Source organism: Paenibacillus ihbetae (genome assembly GCF_002741055.1).
Classification (GTDB): Bacteria; Bacillota; Bacilli; order Paenibacillales; family Paenibacillaceae; genus Paenibacillus_AQ; species Paenibacillus_AQ ihbetae.
Genome location: NZ_CP016809.1, coordinates 4,905,603 through 4,923,052, shown reverse-complemented (window position 1 = coordinate 4,923,052; position 17,450 = coordinate 4,905,603). Strand labels below are relative to the sequence as shown.

Below are 17,450 nucleotides of genomic sequence, written 5' to 3'. Positions count from 1 at the left end.
TAGATGGGAATGACATGACATGAATGTGATAACAATGACCTTCAATTTACGCGTGAATGTGGACAGCGACGGCAGCAACGCTTGGCCTCACCGGAAGCATCGAGCAGCTGCCGTCATTGCAGAGGCATCCCCCGATTTGTTTGGAACCCAAGAGGGCTCCGGTGCCATGCTGCGGGATCTGGACGAAGCTCTGCCCGAGTACGGCAGAATCGGAACGGGACGGATGGGGCAAGGCGACCGGGACGGAGAACACTGCGCGATCTATTACAAGCAAGCCGATTTCTCCATCCTGCGGGAAGGGCAGTTCTGGCTGTCCGAAACGCCGGAGAAGCCAGGAAGCCTCGGCTGGGACGGCAGCTATCCCCGAATTTGCACATGGGGACTGTTCCAAAGCACGAAGGACACTGGCGTACGTTTTTACGTCGTGAACACGCATTTTGACCACATGGGCGCAGTTGCCCGGCAGGAAAGCGCCAAGCTCATTCTCGATCATATTCAGCGTCTGACGAAGGAAGCATCGCTTCCGGTTATTCTAATGGGCGATCTGAATGCAGGACCCGGTGAAACGGAAATTGAGATACTGCGGGAAGCGCTTCAAGACGCCTACGAGCTTCTGGGCGAACCGGCAGGCCGCACATTCCATGATTTCAAGGGTGGACTCGAAGGCGAACCGATCGACTATATTTTTACTACACGTGGTGTCGAGATGGTGGAGACGATCATTTATCGGGATACTTACGACGGGGCCTATCCGTCCGACCACTACCCGGTGTCGATGAAATGGAGAGCAGCATCCGAATAGAAAGAGGCGGCAACCTTTCATCCTTCCTTCGCCTCTTTCGTGGTAATGGCTGGCATCATTAAAGCAGGGGCGGCCCCAAAGCCATCAGGATTCGATGACTTTTGGGACAGCCCCTTTTTGATCCGAAAAATCCATCCCATTATGTGATGGCGGCTACCGCCCTGCTTGATAAAAAGATACAGCTCTCGCCGTCCATTCCGTAGGCAAGAAAGAAGCGGTAAGAAGCCGGGGAATCATGGCTCAGCTCTTACCCGGTTCCCCGCCACAACTGATTCGATTCATTCGAAAGCGAATCATTCAGCGCCAGAAGTTACTGACGGATTTCATAAGCCCCCTCCCGCTGATGGATCTACCGGGCCTGATGTTTGATGACATAGAGACCGTCGGCTGCAGTCCCCTACAGCACTTCTGTGGCTGCTCGAAGGAATCGCTGCTGGCCATGCTGTTTTCTCTCGATATCGATGAATTGAGGCAAGCCTGTAAGCCGGAGATCCAATCGAGATGGTCTGCCATCGCTGCAGCAACAAATATCGGTACGAACCAGAGGAGATTGCCCGCCTGCTCTAAACCTTTCTAGCAGAAAACCCATACCACCGCGGCCTCAGCATCATTAGATATATTATCAATCTATTAAAGGCGGTGGATCTATGGGAACCGTTGCTAGAATGAGCACACATCACATCTGCCGCTTTGAATCCGCGGCCAAGCCGCAGCGAAACATCGGGTGGATTTCGAATAATTGGTCCGGCTACAGCATCAAGGGGGCAAAAGGTGCGTTTAGGCGAATATCCGGGGAGTGGAATGTTCCATTTCTTCGCCCAAGTGGAGGCTCTTCCTATTCATCCGCTTGGATCGGGATCGATGGCTTCGGCAACCAAAGCTTGATTCAGACGGGCACCGGGCATGATCTGATAAACGGCAAGCCTTATTATTATGCGTGGTGGGAGATCCTTCCCGCCGCCGCGACCCTAATTCCGCTGCCTGTCCATCCGGGGGACCGCATGTCGGCCGTCATTGCCAAAAAGCGCGGGAGCACCTGGATTATCTGCCTCCGGAATGTGACAAAAGGCTGGACGTTCCGTATAAGCCGCAGATACCGCGGTCCGCAAACCTCTGCGGAATGGATCGTGGAGGCGCCGCTGGTAGGTGGCATACTCTCCAGAATGGCGCGTCTATCCGACGTCGCTTTCTCCCGGTGCCGCGTAAATGGCAGCAATCCTAAGCTGAAAGCACGCCATGGAGGGCTTATGCTTCAAAATTTGATGATTACTGCAATTCCATCGGATCCTTCTCCTTGCGGAGACGCTTTCGTCGTGAAGAGCACCCTTCGGTAATGACAGTTCGAAAGCTATAGGTTCGGCCATGAGTCGCAAATCGCTTGCGCGAATACTGGCAGAAATCAAGTTTCATGATATGAAGCCTCGAAACCCCTTGGTAAAATCAAGGGTTTCGAGGCTTCATATTTTCGAGAAAATATTATTTACAAATCATTCAGCTATCCTACACTGCGCTCAGCCACAAGAACACCATATGCCTTCAGTCTCCAAGCTGCATGCAATGCATCATCGCTTGTTACCGACTGCCATGCCGAACCGAGCGCAGGCATAACGACCTCGTCGCCCGAAAAATTATGAACGAACAGATACTCCTTCTCGTCGTTGGAACGTACCGTTGTATATACGCCTTCAGGCAAAGCCGCTGCTACCGGCTTATATAACGATGCAGCTGCCGCTATATCCCGGTAGAAGTCATCGTAAAAGCCATCCTCAAAATGGCTGGACACATAGTAGGACACGCCCTCACCATATGTATGTCTGGTCAACGCAGGACGGCCCGCATAAAAATCATCCTGGTACACCATCAAGGCTTCGGCGCCCTTTAGATGAACCAGATCACAGAGCTTGCTGCAGGAATAAGTGCCTGCGAGCGATGTCTGCTCAAGACCAGTTATATGCTGAACAACCCCTCCGGCATTTTGTTCATGATCATATAGGCCGTCAATCTCCTCGCTGACGACACCCGCCACATCGCTCAGATGATGGGGTGCTTCCCCTTGGAACACCAGATCATTCTCATTCACGATCCCGCTCCAGTAAGTCAGCACCAAGGTTCCCCCCAGCTCAACGAAGGCGCGAAGCTTGCGTTCGAATCCGCAGCGCAGCATATAGAGCATGGGAGCGATAACCACTTTGTAGCTGTCTATATCGCATTCCATATCCACGAAGTCCACCGTAATCCCCTGCTTCAGCAGTGCCCGGTAATGGGACTGAACTTCTTCGATATACCCCATCCCTTTGTTGCGCGGTCCTTGGGAATCCTCAATCGCCCATTTATTTTCCCAATCATAGACGATGGCGACTTCTGCGCGGCTTTCGGTCGCCGCAACGGGAGACAGCTTCTTAAGGATATTTCCGAGCTCGGCGACCTCTTTAAATACACGTGTATCCGGGCTGCCGTCATGCGAGACGACGGCGCCATGGAATTTCTCGCTGGAACCCCGGCTTTTGCGCCACTGGAAATACTGCACAGAATTGGATCCGTGAGCGACGGCCTGCAAGGAAGACAAGATGTGCATCCCCGGCTTCTTCAGCTTCGAAACGCTCTGCCAATTCGTCATGCTCGGCGAGCTTTCCATAAGCAGAAACGGCTGGCGCTTGATGGATCGCATCAAATCATGATTCATGGCAGTGTCTACGGCAATCTCGAAATCGGACTTCTTGTGCCAGGTCGGATAGTTGTCCCAGGATACGATATCAATCGCATCCTTGAATTTAAAGTAGTTCAGGCCATTGTAGTAATACATGAAATTGGTCGTAGCCGGCAGGTCCGGATTCACGGATTTCACAACCGCGATTTCATGCTTCATGAAATCCAGGGTTTGATCCGACACGAATCTCCGCCAGTCCAGATTCATCCCGTGCGTCGCATTCTCCCCGTGGGGCGCAGGGGATTCAATCTGGGACCAATCGCTATACGTATGGCTCCAGAAGGTGGTCCACCACTCTGCATTCAGCTTGTCTAACGTACCATATTTCTTCTTGAGCCAACCTCTGAACGCTTCCTGGCATAAATCGCAGTGGCATTCTCCGCCGAACTCATTGGAAATATGCCAGAGCTTCACGGCCGGATGATTCGCATAACGAACAGCCAGTCTTTCATTCATCTGCTTGATCTTCTCACGGTAGATCGGAGATGTATAGCAGTGATTATGCCGTGCCCCATAAAGATTGCGATGCCGATCACTTGAAACCCGAAGCACCTCGGGATATTTCTGTGCCATCCATACGGGACGGGCTCCGGAAGGCGTCGCCAGGAATACGGAGATTCCGTTCTCATGCAGCGAATCCAGGATTCGGTCCAGCCACTCCCACTTATATTTCCCTTCCTCGGGCTCCAGCACGGCCCATGAGAATATTCCTACCGACATGACATTGCAGCCGGCCTTCTTCATCAATTCAATATCCAATTGCAGCACCTGCGGATCATGCAGCCATTGTTCCGGATTGTAGTCCGCCCCGTGCAGCAAGCCATTTTTGAATTGCGTAAGCATGTTTGTCGATCACCTCCGGTGTTATATTACTTGACGGATCCAAGCATCCCTTGCACGAACTGCTTTTGCAGCAGGAAGAAGATCAGGACCGTCGGGAGCGTCGTGATCACGATGGCAACCATGATCATCCCGTAATCCGGATTATAAGAGGAAGCGAGTGACGAGACAATAAGCGGAAGCGTCTTCTTATCCGGCGTTTGCAAGGCAATGAGCGGCCACAGGAAGCTGTTCCAGTAGTTCATAAAGGTTATGATCGCGGCTGCCGCATACGTCGGCTTCATTGTCGGCATATAGACATGTGTAAACAACCGCCATTCGCCGAGTCCATCTACCCGTCCCGCCTGCAAGAGCTCGCGCGGGAATGATTTTGTATTTTGCATAAAGAAGAAAATCATGAACGCTGTCGTTATGGTTGGCAGAATCACGGCCGTTGGCGTATTGAGCATCCCCATCGAGCTGAACATACGGAACAGCGGCACCATAACCGCCGCGAACGGCATCATCATGGACAGCATCAGGATGCCGAACAACCGGTCCTTGCCCTTCGTCCGATAAATCTCAAATCCGAATCCGGCCATGGAGCTTAGAATTAAGGTACAGACCGTGCCGATCACCGCGATCACCGCCGAGTTCCAAAAGGCCCCGCCCAGATCCGTCATATCGAGAAGCTTGTTAATATTGGTAGACAGCTCCGATCCGAAGCTGAACTTGCCCTTTACAATGTCGGAGGAGCTGTTCGTCATGCCGATCAGCATCCAGACAAAAGGAAACAAAGAAACCACCGAGGCCATGATTAGAAACAGATGGATAGCTGCTGCCGAAACCTTCCTCATTTCTTCTCACCTCCGACCTTCAGCTGGAGAAAAGCCAGCACCGCAACCATAATGACGATGGCGTAGGATACCGTTGCCGCATAGCCGAAGTTTGGTGTATACATGAACGACAAGTTATAGATGTATTGGGAAATCGTCATCGTGGAATTGCCGGGTCCGCCGTTCGTAATGTTCACAACCTCATCGAACAACTGCAAGGTACCGTTCGTCGAGATGATCGCCGTAAACAAAATGATCGGCTTCAGCATAGGAACCGTAATGCTGAAGAATTGCCGCGTTTTGGAGGCCCCGTCAATGGAAGCCGCTTCATACACGCTGGGATCGATATTTTGCATCGCCGCTAGATAAAAGATCATATTGTAGCCGGTCCAGCGCCACGTAATCGCTGCAATAATCGCTACTTTCGCCCATACCGGATCCATGAGCCAGGCGATCGGCTCATGGATGATGTGGATCGACATCAGCATCCGGTTCAGAATTCCATCCACTGCAAATATGCTCTTGAACAGCACAGCGTACGAAACGAGCGAGGTTACGCACGGAAGAAAGATGGCGGTACGGTAAAAGCCTTTGAATTTAAGACCCGGCATGTTCAAGAAGTATGCAATGACCAGACCCAGCATGAGCATGATCGGAACCTGAACGATCAAGTATAACAGCGTATTGAGTACAGCCTGCTTGAACATCGGATCCGAGAACAGCCGTGCATAATTGCTCAGCCCGACATAATGGTACACATTCCCTTTTCCCGACTGAAACGATAACAACAAGGATTGAATCATGGGATAGAAGCTGAACAATAAGATGAGCGCCGAAGGCAGCAGCACGAACTGCCATCCCATGAGATTCGATTTATTCCATTTACTGCCCATTTCTTACCACCTGCTGACTTTTAAAATTATTGCACTTGCTGTTCGAACAATTTCTGAATGTTAGCCAAGCTTTGGGTCAGGTCGGATCCATTCAAAATGTTAGGCAGTTCATTTTTCAGTGCATCTTTTGCTTCTTGCGTGTACATGCCCAGAGAAATGCCCGGTACTTCGGTAGACCATTTCGTAAAATCAGTATAGATGGCTTGTCCACCGAAAAATTCCGGTGTCTGGCTGTAAGCTTCGCTGGAGAAGGAAGGAATGTAGGAGCCGACGCCGCCGTTTTCTTTCAGGAAGCGCTCGTAGAATTCACTGCTGCCGCCAATCGTCTTCGCCAAGAAATCGATCGCCAGATCCTTGTTCGCGGAGCCTTCCAGGACGAACCAGCTGGAGCCGCCTTCGTTCGAAGCGTTCACAGCGCCCTCCACATTCAATCTCGGAATCGGAGCCACTCTCCATTTGCCGCTTTGATCCTTGGCATCCATGATCGAGGAAATCTGCCATACGCCGGATACGACCGTCGCTACATCGCCGGCGTTGAAGCTGCCTACAAACTCGCTCCAGCCCGTTACCGGCTTGGCAATTCCGGAGTCGGCAATCGCTTTGTACACACGGAGCGTCTCCGTCATGACCGGATTATCAACAAAATTGCCTTTGTTATCCGGCGTGATGTACCAGGATCCGCCGGATTGAAGCAGGATCGAGGTCAGCGCTTCGTCGTTCGGGTTAATGGTCGACATATATTTCCCTGTCTTTTCCTTGACGACTTTGCCGATTTCAATGTACTCATCCCACGTGATGTTCTCAAGGTCCTCCGCCTTAAATCCGGCTTGCTCCAAATAATCGGAACGGTAGAACATGCCGGTGACCCCGATATCGAACGGAACGCCGTAAACTTTTCCGTCGATCGTAAGCGCATCCACTTTGTACGGGGAAAACTGGGAATAATCAACCTTATCCGTAAAGTCCGCAAATGTGCCTGGATAAGCGGTTACATACTTCTGAATATTCGGATCATTCACCAGAATGATGTCCGGAAGGCCTTCCTTAACGCCGGAAGCCAGGTTGGTGTTCAGCTTTTGCTCCAAATCCGTTTTTGCCATATCTACGACTTCCAGTTCAAAGCCCGGATTTTCTTTGGCATACAATTCTTCGGCGATTTTCAGGGCAGCTCCGTTAAAGGACGGATCCCATGCCCATGCCACAACCTTCTTGCTTGCGGAGCCTCCCTCGTTTCCTGTTCCCGACTGGCCTGAATCCGATGACTTTGAAGAGCCGCAGGCCGCCAATAACGAAGCTGTCATGGAGACGAGCAGCAATACGGATAGCAATTTTTTCAATCTGTACAACCCCTTTTGTTCATATATTTTGTAAGCGCTTCATGATTCGATCTCTATTCTATGTCATTCAAAATAGGGAAGTATAATTCATATTCAAGCTTAAATCGTATTAATTATGGCCCTCTTGTCAAACGCCTGTTTATTATAGTAAAAATTATGGGTCGTAGAAATAATTATTGCATGTTGGATTCATTCAAAGCTCTATCATACCTTTATCTTTCACATTGGTATATGATGAGGAAATAAGAAATTGCAACGAGGTGTAATCATGGATAACCCTATCGCTACCTATCGGGTCATGATTGTGGATGATGAAGCCATTTTACGTACCGGCATTTTACATCTATGTAATTGGAGCGAATATGGAATCGAGATCGTCGCCCAAGCTGCGAATGGTCAAGAAGCGCTTCAGCTGATCGAAGCGGCCGCCCCCCATGTCGTAATTACCGATATTGTCATGCCCGTGATGGACGGGGTGGAGCTGACCAAGACGATGCGTGCACGGTATCCCGACATCAAGATCGTCGTGTTAAGCAGCTATAGCGAGTACAATTATGTGCGCGAAGTGTTTAAATACGGGGTTACGGATTACTTGCTCAAACCCAGGGTATCGGCAGCCGAACTCGTCTCGCTCATTCAGTCCTTATGCAGCAGCATGAATTTGAACAGCCCTGGCAGCCAGCCGGCGAAAAAAGATCCCGCGCTTATGCTCGGCCGATGGCTGGATCACGAAACGGATGAGGAAGTCAGGGACGATATCACCCTGGAGCTTCTTGACATTTTCAAGCGAAAGCATTTCATTATAGCCAAAGCAAGCACAGCCCTGCTCTTATCCCGGACGAAATGGACGCAGAGCCAAATCGAGGATCAGATCATTGGGGTAGCCTCAGAGCAGTTAGCGGGGCTGCCACATTGCTGCGTGTTCCTGAAAAATGAAGCGCTGCTGCTCGTTAATTATGATTCCTCGCAAACCGTAGAAGTCACCGCTGCCTTGCGGCGATTCGCAGAGCGTGTCAAGGATTCGTTGACATATATATGCTATGTCCTCTCGCATCCATTTGATCATTTCCGCTCCCTTAAAGGGGAGCACGAAAGATTATCGGCACATCTCGGAAGGCTGTTGTATTTTAGCGGGCAAGCCATGGTGGCTGAAGACGGGATTACGATTAGCGGCGAGAAAACCAGCTTCGATGAACGGCAATATATCAGCACGCTGCGCATGTTTTCAACGGACGAATCGATCGCGATGATAAGAGCCCTTTTCTCTGAGACGAAGGCTCATCTCTCGTATGACGAATACAGCTTGAAACGGCTATTCCAGAATCTGGTTTACTCTACCCTTTTTACCCTGGAGCAGCTCAAACAACCGATAGCCGAGCTTGGCTCCTCCAAGCTGAAGCTCTTCAAAATGATTGATCTTGCCTTTGATATCGAGGAGCTGGAGCATATCATGGTTCAATTTCTGGAGAAGGTTAAACGTGTCGTTCAAGGCAATGATTATCGGCAATCGATCATACTGCACCAGATCTATGAATACGTAAATGAACATTATGCCAATGAAATATCATTATCGGAAATGGCAAACGCGCTGCATTTGAACTACACCTATTTGTCGTCTTATTTTAAACAGCGCACCCAAGAGAACCTCACGTCCTATATTAATCGGGTTCGCACGGATAAGGCCAAGGAACTGCTGCTGGATCCATCGCTTTCCGTGTCGGAGATCAGCCGCCTGACCGGCTTCTCGGATCATAATTATTTCTCGAAAGTGTTCAAGAAGATGACGGGAATGACCCCCGTCGAATACCGCCATCAAATCTCTCATTAAAGAAAAGTCAGGTGCTTGCCATGCTTCGAAAAAACAGCATCTTCATCAAGATGCTCATTCTGATGCTGTCGGGGATCACGATTATTTCCTTTGTGCTCATCGTTGCATCGTCCAATATTGCAGAGCGCATTCTGCTCAACCAGGTCGTCCGAAACGCTTCGGCCAACATGAATATCGCCAAGGATGAATTGCTCAGGTATAACGACCAGGTGGTTAATACCATGCTTCAAATCAACAGCAGCCACGAATTCAAGGATTATATTACCAAGCCTGCCAATACAACATTAGAGCAAATCAATCTGGCCATCACCCTGGGCAGGTACATCGACGTGTACAAGGAATATTTGAGTCCTGAAAAGTCGCATATTATTGTATCCGGCCTTCCCGGCGAAGGCGGAAGACATTATTCCAGCAACGCGCTCAAATGGGACAAGATTCCACAGGATATCGTCTCTACGTACATGACCATTGACGGGAACATCCCCAATCGGATCAGCTACCACAGCAGCCCGGATTTATTTGCGGAAACCGTTCCTTATGACAACTATATTTTTGCGACAAAGCCATTGGTGGACAGCAGTACGGGTTGGATGTACGGCTATGCGGCCGTCGTGATGGATGAACAGAACATCAAACAAAAATACAATGCCTATATCGCCAAAGGCATTCATATTTCGCTTATATCATCCGATGGTACGATCCTGTCCAGCAGTGACAAGGATTCGATCAGCAAGCGGGACCCTGAACGTTTGTCCCTGGCAGCCCAGGCTGCGTCCGAGCAGGACGGCGTATGGACCGAATCGGAGGATAAGGAGACCTATATTTCCTACTATCTTCCCGAGTTCAATGCCTATTTGCTGGAGGAAATCAACCAACGAGCCGCTTTTGCGCCTCTTTACAGCCTGTCTGCCGAAATCTTCAAGGTTGTAAGCGTTGTACTGGTCGTTAGCTTGGTTTTTGTCTACTTCCTGAGCCGGCGGATCACCCATCCGTTGAACAAGCTGGTCAAGACGATGAAAACCTCGAAGGGGAATAATCTGATATTCCATCCTTTGGAGGAAAACGGCAGCTATGAAACCAATATATTGGCCAAAACCTACAACCGGCTGATTAAGGAAATTGACCAGTATACCGAGCGGCTTGTCCATGAGGAGCAGGAGCGCCGAAAAGCGGATCTGAACGCATTGCAGATGCAGATCAATCCGCACTTCCTATACAACACATTAAGCTCTATCAAATACTTATCGAAAATGCACCACACGGTTCAGGTAGACCAAACGATCGACAGTCTGATTTCCTTGCTCCAGAGCACGCTGGGCTCGACGGAAGATATGGTCACCGTGGACACAGAGATCGAGTCCCTCAAGCATTATGTGTTCATTAACCGGATCAGGTATGGCGAACAGATCGGCGTGCATTATGAAATCGCGGAGGACTGCAGACAGCTGCTTGTACCCAAGCTGATCATCCAGCCTTTTGTGGAGAACGCATTCTTTCATGCTTACCCTGGGTATGTCAGCGGAAATATTCATATTTTCATTCATCGGTTCGAGGAACATTTAATTATAGAAATTATGGATGACGGCGTGGGGATGAAATATGCTGAGGATCAGGTTAACGAGAAGAAGCGGCATCATCTATCCGGTATCGGGATCAGCAACGTTCACGGCCGCATTCAGTTACTGTTCGGCCCTCAATATGGCGTGCATATCCAAAGCGAGGAAGGCTACGGCACCGCTGTGAAAATAACGCTCCCTGCTTCACGGAAGGAAGCCTATGAGAACTCGGCTTAAAGCCTCTCTAGCTTTCTGGAGATGCTGCAGCTCATACGCCAGGAGTAGAGCTGTTTTCTAGTCGTAAGCTGCTTGACATCATCCAGAACCAGATAAGCCGCCTTCATGCCCGGCTAATGTGCGGGGCATGAAGGCGGCTTATTCGTTTCGTCAAGCTTCGTAGACCCAACGGCCCCGATGAAGCACAGCCTTGCGCTCCGGCCTCCTCGCCACGGCTTCGGCCGAGCAGCTGGCAGCTACGATGACGGCATTGGCTGCATCGCCAACCTTCGGCCACGCCCATTGTCCATTTCTGTCCAGCGGCGTGATTCCTCCGGTAATGAAGCCGAGGGTCTGTCCCAGCGAACGCTCATCGCTCAGTCCGAAGCGTTCGGCCAGCGTGCCCGCCTTCGCCAGATTGTCGCCCGTGCCGAACGGCGACCAGTGATCCATAATGCTGTCCTGGCCCAGCGATACGTTGACCCCGTGGCGCTCAAGCAGCGGGATCGGAATCGTACGGCCCAAGGATACGGACGAGGCAATGGAAATCCCCAGCTCCGCTAGACGCGCTGCCATTTCGCTTGCCTCAGAAGCCGGGACATCGGCCAGAGCCAGCGCATGGCTGAGCGTCACCCTTCCCTGCCAGCCGGCCTGTTCCGTCAGATCGGCCAGATGCCATAACGTCTTCATCCCGACATCCCCCGGCTCGTGAAGATGCAGGTCGATATCGGCATTTGCTTCCACCGCAAGCTGCATCACGGTGTCGAGGGATTTTTCCATATTCTCGTCCAAGGTCGCCGGATCGACCCCGCCCACGATCGACGCCCCGCTGCGGAGCGCTTCCCTTACAAGGGCCGAGGATTGGCTCCGCAGCAAGCCATGCTGAGGAAAAGCAACGATCTCGACCGACGCCCTGTCCTTGTAATGCTCCGCCGCTTGCATCGTTGCTTCCAGGTTGCGGAGGCCGATGATCGGATCCACATTGCAATGGGAGCGGATCTGTGTCGATCCGAAGCGGATCAACAGGTCCAAGAGTCCCTCGGCTCTTTCCCTGGCGACAGGAAGCAGCTCGGGGAGAAGACGCTCCTCTTCTTCCAGCCGGCTGAGAATGCCCTTCGTCGGAACGGTAGGCGCCTTCCAGGGGCCGCCGTAATAGGTTTTGTCCAGATGGATATGCATGTCCCGAAAAGCCGGAAGCATAAGTCCTTGGCCCATATCCCGCACCGGCAGCGTCGTTTCGGGCAGATCATGCTCCGGGCGGATCTCGGCGAATACGCCGTTCTCTATTTTCACATGAAAAATCGCGGTTTCCGTGCCCGCCACCACATCATCCTCATATCGATAGCCTGTCTCCAGCCGAACGTTCAAGAGCCAGCAGGCAGCGCCCTGTCGTTGTTCTGTCATCCGGTAATCTCCTCTCTTCCGCTTCACCGATGTATGCCGTTCATCAAGACCCGGCGGCCTCAAGCAATATGCGTTCGATCTCTTTAAATCCGCGCTCCTGCGCGTGCTGCAGCGGGGTAACCCCGTTGCCGTCGGCCAGATCGATATCGGCCCCATGCTCAATCAGCAATCTGACGATCTCCTGATGCCTCTCCCCGCCGTCTCCCAGAATGACAGCCTCAAGCAGGGCCGTCCAATCCAGGTTGTTGACATGATTGACGTCGACGTCCGTCCGGGTCAGAAGCTCGCGTACGATTTCGACGTGTCCCCGTTCCGAAGCCGGAATCAAAGCCGTTCCGCCAAATCGGTTGGTGAGCGTCGGATCCGCCCCGGCGGCAATCGCCAATCGCAAGATCTCAAGCTGCCCTTCAGCACCGGCATAGAGAAATACATTATTAAGATTGCGGTCCCGGATATCGATATCGGCCCCCTCTTCGATCAGCAGCTGCACGGTCTCAATATGATTGTTGTAGGCAGCAGCCATCACCGCTGTTCTGCCGGCCTCGTCGGTTGCATTGATCGCTGCTCCGGCTTGCAGCAGTTCCTTTACACGCTCGGTGTTCCCCTGCTCCGCGTGTTCGATGAGACTCTGATTCATATTCATATCCTCCGCCTCTCCCTTCTTCGGTTCGGATTGACAAGCTGACAGAACAACCACCAATACCATGGCGATTACAAGTCTCACTGGATCCCTCCTCCCCATCTGACGTTTATATGGGTATGCTATCATGAGAAAGAAGCTTATGAAAAATATTAAAAACATTGATGATCCATAGCTTTATCATATGAGGGTATTGCTAATGTCCAAGGGGCGCTAACGAAACCGCCATTCGCCATCCCTTTATCGAATCCGGCGCACCAGGTTAGAACCAGCCCTAGGGCTGCGCAGCGGCTCTGCTATTTCACAGCTTCTGGAGAGCAAACAGCGGGTCCATGAATGCAAAAAGAGGACAAGGTCGCCTTGCTGACCCTGCCCTCTACCTAACATGAATATTGGATTAGATTACCGCGACCGGTATAACCCGGCCCCTTCATGCTCCTGCTGCTTTTGTCCTTGGGAGTGTAGATACAGCTCCTCGTAATACCCATGGGAATCGAGCAGCTCCTGATGTGTGCCCTGCTCCACGATCCGGCCTTTACTGATGACCAGAATCCGGTCCGCCCCCATGATCGTTGACAGACGGTGGGCGATCACGAGCGTGGTCCGCCCTTGGGCGACGAGATGCAGCGCATTCTGGATCAGCTGCTCCGTTTGCGAATCGAGGTTTGCGGTTGCTTCGTCCAAAATCAAAATTTTCGGCTGGAATACGATAATCCGGGCGAAGGAGATCAGCTGCCGCTCGCCGGCGGAAAGGCCGCTGCCCCGCTCCGACAGCCGGGTGTCGTATCCTTTGCTCATCCCCTGAATGATCGGGTCTGCACCGATAAATCGGCATGCCTCGATCACCCTCTCCCGGGAAATGCTGTCGTCGAACAGCCGCACATTGTCCAGCACCGTCCCGGAGTACAGATAGGGCTCCTGCTGGACCAGCCCGACGATCCGGTGCAGGTCCGATTGCGCCATCTCCCGAATATCGATGCCGTCGATTTTGACGCTTCCTTCCCGTACATCATAGAAACGGCACAGCAGGCTGATCAGCGAGCTTTTGCCCGCTCCCGTCGTGCCGACGATACCGATCATCTCGCCGGGCTTCACATGAAGATCCAGATCCTCAATGACCGGCGCTCCGTCCCCATAACCGAACGTAATCCGATTGAAATCGATCCGTCCCTGAACCTTTGCCTGATCCACCCGGGCCGGCGTCTTGGGATCGGTCACCTCCGGCCTGATCGCAAACAATCCCCAGATCCGGTTGATCGCGACGGTCGCCGATTGCAGCGTGTTCCACTGCTGGGTGATCGTATTGATCGGCTGGAAGAACATCCGGATGTACGTGATGAAGGCATACAGGACGCCGAACTCGAGCGTCAGCCCCAGAACGGCGCGCCCGCCGAGCCAGGTCACGACCGCTATCGCCAGATTGTTCAGGATTTCATACGTCCGGTTGAACAGCACGTTGGTCCGGATCTCCCGAAGATTCGCCTTGAAATAGGAATCGTTGCGTTCTTTGAACTGTCGTTCCTGCTCCTCCTCCTGATGGAATACCTGAACAAGATTCATCCCGGATAAGTTCTCCGCCGTGAACGCGACAAGCCGGGACAACCGTGTTCTTGCCATCTGATACGTTTGCCGCATATACCGCCGGAAGGCGATCGCGATTCCGGCGATGATGGGCAGCAAGATGAGGCAGTACAGGGTAAGCGTCACGTCCAGCTGGAACATCAGCACCAGGATGAAGATCAAGGTGAAGCCGTCGCGGAAGACACTCAGCAGCACCTGGTTGAAGAACTGGCTGACCGACTCCGTGTCGCTGGATACATGCGTGATGAGGCTGCCGCTTGGCACCTTGTCGAAGTAAGACATCGACAGCTTGGATATATGCGCGAACAGCCGCTTCCGTATGCTTGCAACGATGCTCTGCCCGGCCTTCTGCAGCAGGTTGTTCTGCAAATAGGTGAAGACCATGCTTATGAGCGACAAAAGAAAGTAGACGACGCAAATGATCATCAATCCCCGGACATCATTCTTGCCGACCAGCAGATTATCATCGATCGCGATTTTCATCAAGTAGGGCTGCAGCAGCTCGGCGGAAATGGCAATCAAGGTACAGCCGATAAATCCGGCAAAGGTAAGCCGGTGCTCTTTCATGTATCCGGACAACGCGCGGATGGTCGAAACCGGCTTCGCCTTCGGCGCAGGTGCGTTCGGGTCGGCCTTCTGATCCATCTGCCAATTGTTAATGGCCTGTGCCATGGTGCACCATCCCTTCTTCCTGGATGTCGTGCAGCATCCGATACACCCCGTCCTGACGCAGCAGCGATTCATGCGTGCCTTGCTGCACGATTTCCCCCCGGTCCAGAACGATAATGTGATCGGCATGCTTCAGCGCACTGATCCGGTGAGCGATAATGATCGTTGTCTTTCCATGCCGAATGCGGCGGATCGTCTCCATGATTTCCGTTTCCGTTACCGCATCGACGGCGCTGACGCTGTCGTCCAGGATAAGGATGGGGGCGTCCTTGATAATGCCCCGGGCCAGACTGGTACGTTGACGCTGCCCTCCGGACAGCGTAATCCCGCGCTCGCCGAGCCGCGTCTCGAACCGGTCCGGGAATTCCGCGATATTGTCGTATACCCTCGCCTTCCTTGCTGCTTCCTCGACATCGGCCAGACCAGAATCCCGCTTATAAAAAGCGATGTTCTCCCGAATGGTCGAGCTGAACAGGAATCCATCCTGCGGAACGTAGGCGATGCCCTCCCGCAGACTCTTAAGCGTAAGATTCCGGATATCCTCGCCGCCGATGCGGATCGTGTTCGGTGGCGGATCGTAAGTGCGAAGCAGCAGCTTCATGAGGGTGGTCTTCCCGCTGCCGGTGCGTCCGATAATGCCCAGCGTTGTCCCGGGGGGGACCTTCAAATGGATATTCCGAAGCACGTCCCTGGCTTCGTTCCCCCCTTGGCCGGATCGATCGTAAGCGAAGTTCAAATGCCGTATTTCGATCCCCGTACGGTCCGGATCCAGCTCCTTGGCATTCGGCAATTCCTTGATATCCGGCTGCTCGTCAAGCAGGGCGTTCAACCGGTCAAGCGAAGCCCTTGCCCGCTGGACCGCGTTGATGACGTTTCCGATCTGCTGCAGCGGGTTCATCAGCATGCGGATGTACAGCGTCAGTGCAACAAAGTTTCCGACCGTCATGCGTCCGATCACCGTCAGGTATCCGCCGAACAGGAGCGCGATGATGAGCGAAGAAGCCCCTAGAAACGGAATGATGGACTGGAATAGCGATGAGGCGCGCACCATGCTTAGCTGCTTGTTCTGAATGCTGTCAACCGTTGCACCGAATCTGCGTTTCATAATATCTTCCACCGCGAATTTCTTCGTAACGCGGATGCCGCCAAACTGCTCCTCCGCCGATTCGGTCATGACGCCAAGCGCCTCTTGGACCGCAAGCGATCTGCTCCGGATGATCGGTCCCAGCCATACGACGATCACCGGAATTAACAGAAGAGGAGCGATGGATGCAGCCACCACATAGAACGGAACATTCGTAATCATCAGCATGACGATGGTGGACACCAGCAAAATCGACGCATTCACCGACTGGTTAACGCCCATGGAGATGGATTCCCTCACGGTCTTCACATCGTTCATAAAATAACTGAGCAGCTTGCCGACGCCGTTCCGGGAATAGAAGCGCTCGCTCAGCCCGGTGAAATGCACGAACAGCCGCCGCCGGTTGACGAATTCGAAATATCGTCCCGTGTACATGACCAAATATTGGCCGATGCCCCCTATCACTGCAAAACCGACACCGATGCCGAGCAGCGTCCAGCTGTACGATGCGATGCCGTCTGCAGACAGCAGCCCGTCCTGCAGGTCGTCCGTGAAATGACCGAGCACACGCGGAAAATTGACATGAAACATATTGGCTACCAAATGACAGCAAATCGACAACACATAAATCGGCCACGTCTTCTTAAAAAAGTCTCCAAGTATTCGATGTGAGTCCAATTTCCCATATCACTTCCTCTTAAGTTAAGTTCATTGCCTTATCCGAATGTTCCCCCTTTCGTTCAAAGCTGTGATACCTCCATCTTATTAGTTTCTATAAAAAAAATAGTCCTCCTTCCATCTATGCGATATTGGCAATGGAATCTTTGAAATCGCTTTAAAGACAACGAGATTTTTCAGGAGATAACTTGATGATTGTACTTCAGGCTATCCAGCACGGGATGGTAGGGAGCGTGCGACTATGTTTGAACTGACTACTATAAATGTGAGAGACCCTGTACTTTTTTGACAGGGTCTCTCGACAATCTGACTAACCCTAAACTAAGGTTTAGTTTTTTTGTTAGAAATCAATATCGGCTTTTCAACATGCTTACCGGTTCTAGAATCAATAATGAAAAAT

12 protein-coding genes and 1 pseudogene are annotated in these 17,450 nt (G+C 52.0%); 5 read left to right on the top strand and 8 right to left on the bottom strand.

The window, feature by feature from the left end:
• Positions 1-19: 19 nt before the first annotated feature.
• The 3 genes and pseudogenes from BBD41_RS22015 (at position 20) to BBD41_RS22005 (ending at position 2,136) form a co-directional block, all read left to right on the top strand.
• A complete protein-coding gene (locus tag BBD41_RS22015; protein ID WP_099478733.1) occupies positions 20-802 on the top strand; it encodes an endonuclease/exonuclease/phosphatase family protein in 783 nt (260 codons plus the stop codon).
• A gap of 196 nt (positions 803-998) precedes the next feature.
• Positions 999-1,379: pseudogene (locus BBD41_RS30690) on the top strand (Hsp33 family molecular chaperone HslO); the annotation flags it as partial.
• A gap of 70 nt (positions 1,380-1,449) precedes the next feature.
• Entirely contained in the window at positions 1,450-2,136 is a 687-nt protein-coding gene (locus BBD41_RS22005) for a G1 family glutamic endopeptidase (RefSeq protein ID WP_099478731.1), read from the top strand.
• Between the two features lie 161 nt (positions 2,137-2,297).
• On the opposite strand, the gene BBD41_RS22000 is transcribed toward BBD41_RS22005, so the two are convergent.
• The 4 genes from BBD41_RS22000 to BBD41_RS21985 are packed head-to-tail and all read right to left on the bottom strand — an operon-like array spanning position 2,298 to position 7,394.
• Positions 2,298-4,352: a beta-galactosidase gene (locus tag BBD41_RS22000; RefSeq protein WP_099478730.1), complete on the bottom strand. Its 2,055-nt coding sequence runs from the start codon at positions 4,350-4,352 to the stop codon at positions 2,298-2,300.
• 26 nt (positions 4,353-4,378) lie between these two features.
• Positions 4,379-5,185, bottom strand: a complete 807-nt coding sequence (locus BBD41_RS21995) for a carbohydrate ABC transporter permease (RefSeq protein WP_077567618.1) — start codon at positions 5,183-5,185, stop codon at positions 4,379-4,381.
• Positions 5,182-6,057: a carbohydrate ABC transporter permease gene (locus BBD41_RS21990; protein WP_099478729.1), complete on the bottom strand. Its 876-nt coding sequence runs from the start codon at positions 6,055-6,057 to the stop codon at positions 5,182-5,184. Before BBD41_RS21990 ends, BBD41_RS21995 begins: the two co-directional genes overlap by 4 nt.
• 26 nt (positions 6,058-6,083) lie before the next feature.
• Positions 6,084-7,394 (bottom strand): ABC transporter substrate-binding protein, encoded by a 1,311-nt coding sequence (locus BBD41_RS21985; RefSeq protein WP_077567620.1) that lies wholly within the window; start codon positions 7,392-7,394, stop codon positions 6,084-6,086.
• Between the two features lie 268 nt (positions 7,395-7,662).
• Between BBD41_RS21985 and BBD41_RS21980 the strand changes: the two genes are divergently transcribed.
• Positions 7,663-9,222, top strand: coding sequence for a response regulator transcription factor (locus tag BBD41_RS21980; protein ID WP_099478728.1), 1,560 nt, complete (start codon positions 7,663-7,665; stop codon positions 9,220-9,222).
• Between the two features lie 20 nt (positions 9,223-9,242).
• Positions 9,243-11,015 (top strand): sensor histidine kinase, encoded by a 1,773-nt coding sequence (locus tag BBD41_RS21975; protein WP_099478727.1) that lies wholly within the window; start codon positions 9,243-9,245, stop codon positions 11,013-11,015.
• Positions 11,016-11,165: 150 nt separating this feature from the next.
• Here the strand turns inward: BBD41_RS21975 and BBD41_RS21970 are convergent, their stop codons facing one another.
• The 4 genes from BBD41_RS21970 to BBD41_RS21955 form a co-directional block, all read right to left on the bottom strand.
• Positions 11,166-12,398: an amidohydrolase gene (locus BBD41_RS21970; protein ID WP_099478726.1), complete on the bottom strand. Its 1,233-nt coding sequence runs from the start codon at positions 12,396-12,398 to the stop codon at positions 11,166-11,168.
• A 43-nt stretch (positions 12,399-12,441) separates the two neighbouring features.
• The gene (locus BBD41_RS21965; protein WP_077567624.1) at positions 12,442-13,122 is read right to left on the bottom strand and encodes an ankyrin repeat domain-containing protein; all 681 of its coding nucleotides are present in this window, start codon (positions 13,120-13,122) and stop codon (positions 12,442-12,444) included.
• A 318-nt stretch (positions 13,123-13,440) separates the two neighbouring features.
• A complete protein-coding gene (locus tag BBD41_RS21960; protein ID WP_099478725.1) occupies positions 13,441-15,291 on the bottom strand; it encodes an ABC transporter ATP-binding protein in 1,851 nt (616 codons plus the stop codon).
• Positions 15,275-17,050: an ABC transporter ATP-binding protein gene (locus tag BBD41_RS21955; RefSeq protein ID WP_099478724.1), complete on the bottom strand. Its 1,776-nt coding sequence runs from the start codon at positions 17,048-17,050 to the stop codon at positions 15,275-15,277. Before BBD41_RS21955 ends, BBD41_RS21960 begins: the two co-directional genes overlap by 17 nt.
• Positions 17,051-17,450: the final 400 nt, after the last annotated feature.

Coding starts and splice junctions, on each gene's coding strand:
- BBD41_RS22005 (WP_099478731.1), top strand. CDS start 1,450: ATGGGAACCGTTGCTAGAATGAGCACACATCACATCTGCCGCTTTGAA.
- BBD41_RS21995 (WP_077567618.1), bottom strand. CDS start 5,185: ATGAGGAAGGTTTCGGCAGCAGCTATCCATCTGTTTCTAATCATGGCC.
- BBD41_RS22000 (WP_099478730.1), bottom strand. CDS start 4,352: ATGCTTACGCAATTCAAAAATGGCTTGCTGCACGGGGCGGACTACAAT.
- BBD41_RS22015 (WP_099478733.1), top strand. CDS start 20: ATGAATGTGATAACAATGACCTTCAATTTACGCGTGAATGTGGACAGC.
- BBD41_RS21960 (WP_099478725.1), bottom strand. CDS start 15,291: ATGGCACAGGCCATTAACAATTGGCAGATGGATCAGAAGGCCGACCCG.
- BBD41_RS21970 (WP_099478726.1), bottom strand. CDS start 12,398: ATGACAGAACAACGACAGGGCGCTGCCTGCTGGCTCTTGAACGTTCGG.
- BBD41_RS21990 (WP_099478729.1), bottom strand. CDS start 6,057: ATGGGCAGTAAATGGAATAAATCGAATCTCATGGGATGGCAGTTCGTG.
- BBD41_RS21980 (WP_099478728.1), top strand. CDS start 7,663: ATGGATAACCCTATCGCTACCTATCGGGTCATGATTGTGGATGATGAA.
- BBD41_RS21975 (WP_099478727.1), top strand. CDS start 9,243: ATGCTTCGAAAAAACAGCATCTTCATCAAGATGCTCATTCTGATGCTG.